The organism is Streptomyces sp. NPDC002619 (assembly GCF_042889305.1).
Classification (GTDB): domain Bacteria; phylum Actinomycetota; class Actinomycetes; order Streptomycetales; family Streptomycetaceae; genus Streptomyces.
The window spans coordinates 1-2,420 of the sequence record NZ_JBIAQV010000135.1; the positions used below are offsets into that span (position 1 = coordinate 1).

At 63.6% G+C, this 2,420-nt stretch carries 1 protein-coding gene; it reads right to left on the reverse strand.

The genetic code is table 11. The features are described 5' to 3' along the window. Positions 1-109 precede the first annotated feature (109 nt). A complete protein-coding gene (locus ACFYXB_RS45760) occupies positions 110-1,888 on the reverse strand; it encodes a reverse transcriptase domain-containing protein (protein ID WP_389591425.1) in 1,779 nt (592 codons plus the stop codon). Between the last annotated feature and the right edge of the window lie 532 nt (positions 1,889-2,420).

Consider the following 2,420-nt stretch of genomic DNA (forward strand, 5'->3'; position numbering starts at 1 on the left):
CTGGGTAGGGTCGGCCGCGCGGCGAGGTGCCAGGTGTGCTGGTCCTTTTCCGCGCGGCCTCCCTCCGAACCGGACGGGCCCGCTTTCCAGGCATCCGGCTCTCCGGTGACTACTGCGTGAGCGGGGAGGATTCCCGGTGGTGGATGTGGTCGTGGCAGTCGGCGCAGACCACGAGGGTCTTGCGGCGCCGTTTGGCCATGACTCGTCTCCAACGGGCGGGTTCGGCTCGGTCGAGTTCCTTCAGGTTACGGACGTGGTGGACTTCCACCTCGCCTAGGTGCTGGCAGAGCTCGCACTTACCCTGTTGTAGCCGGTCGATCAGTTCCCGACGGGGGTAGGTGAGCCGACCCGGGTGGCGGTCGGTGATGACCGCGTTCTTTTGCCGTCGCAGCGGAATGCCGCCGAACCTGGCGACCAGTGGTCTGCTGCCTTTCCCACGTTCAACGATGGCTTCGAAGCACGTGCGCGGTCCGTGTGGTGTCTGGATTTTGGCCTTGTGCTTGGCCGCGATCCTACGGACCGACGTGTGGTGCTTGGAGGCCAGCGTTTTGAGCATGGAGGTCAGCATGACCCACCGCAGCCGGTGTAGTCGTCGGACATCACCGGCGAGCAGGTAGTACTGGACGACGCCTCGGTACTCGGCTCCGTAGATCCGCACGATGTCGTGGTCGCTGAAGTTGATCACTTGGGAGCGGCGCGCGGGTTTGCCGCGCTTGGAGTAGAGGGCGATCTTGGCCTTGATCATCGATGTCGGCACGTGCAAGCTGATCGCTCCGTTCACGGCGCGTTGGCCGCGTTTGGTGCGCTGCTTGTCGTTGTGCTGCACGCTGATCTCATAGCCGAGGAAACGCGCCCTACTGGTACGGGCGTGGGTGATCAGCGTCTTGTCCTGGGACAATTCCAGCTTGAGATCCTCGCGCAGGAACGTCGCCAGCCGCTGTTTGATTTCCTCGGCCTCGGCCTTGGGTCCGGTGAACCCGAGCAGGTGGTCATCGCAGTACCGCACATACCGTAGCCGCCGATATTCGGGGTCGTGGGTGTCCGAGCTCGGCAGCGTGCGCATCCGATCGCGAAGCTGCCGGGCCTCCTCACGATCCCCGCGGCGACGGGCTCGTGCGAGTGCGTTGGCCACCTTCAGGTAGGCAGGGTTGCGGGCCCTGCGTGCGCCTCGGGTGTATTCCGGGATCAGAACCGTCTCGACGAATTCATCCAGCCGGTGCAGATAGATGTTGGACAGGACGGGGGATGCGCAGCCGCCCTGCGGCGCGCCGCTGAGGGTGGCGTTGAATACCCAGTCCTCCAGATATCCGGCTTGGAGCATGTTGCGCAGCAGCCGCAGGAACCGGTTATCGCGGATCTTTCCCGACAGGATCTCGATCATCCGGTGATGTTCCAAAGACCCGAAGCAGTCGGCGATGTCTCCCTCGATGAACCATGTCGTCCCGGCCCAGGTGTTGGCCACCTCGCGCAGCGCGGTGTGGCACCCCCGGTTGGGCCGGAACCCGTGAGACTGGTCGGAGAACCTCGGCTCGTAGTACGCCTCTAACAACAGGCGCACCACCTCACCGACGAGCTTGTCCGACCACGTCGGCAGGCCGAGCGGGCGCAACTTCCCATTTTTCTTGGGAATGTAGGTCCGCCTGGCCGGGCTGAACCGGTAGCGCTCGTGGCGCATCGCATCGATGATGCGGTCGATCTTCGCCCGCGACATGCCGTCCACGGTCTCCCGCGTGGCTCCTGGCGTCATCGACCCTTTGTTGGAGTAGATGCGGCCATAAGCCAGCAGATATATCTGCGGGTTGAACAGTTGTCGATACAGTTCGGTGCACGGCAGCCCTTTCCTGCCGCGTTCACGCAGGACACCCAGCACCGTCTCGGCGCTCTGCATTTCGCATACCTTTCGGTCTCTCGATGTCCGATCACCTGGCCCCCTTTGCCCTGCCGACGGTTTTCCCGCCGTCCTTGGTGGGGCGTGACTCCCACGACTACTACGGGGCCTCCGTCGCCTTAGGACTCGCGTCCCTTAGGCGATCCCACGTTCGTCTCTGCCGTACGTAACAGCGCGATGTAGGTGTCCCACTCATCTCCTTCAATGCCCTCGCTGGACATCGTCCCGTTCCCAGAGGGTGCGGCAGTTGTGCTTCATCGCCGCCGCAGGGCACGGGCACCGGTTCCAGACGCCGTTCCGGAGGATGCGAAGTTCCATCCCTGGAGATTGGGATTCAGGCAATACAGCTTTCACCATGTCGCGCGGGTTCCCCAACGCACCGCCCCTGGCGTCTGGGCCCGGTCGCTGGTTTCCTGGCATGCTCTTGTCCCTATAAGCCTTTCGGCATCAGGTAAGCCATCGAACCCAGGAACCTCCCTCCAATTCCTCCCGGCTGAACCGGGGATACGGCAGAGCGCCTCGTGGCGCACAA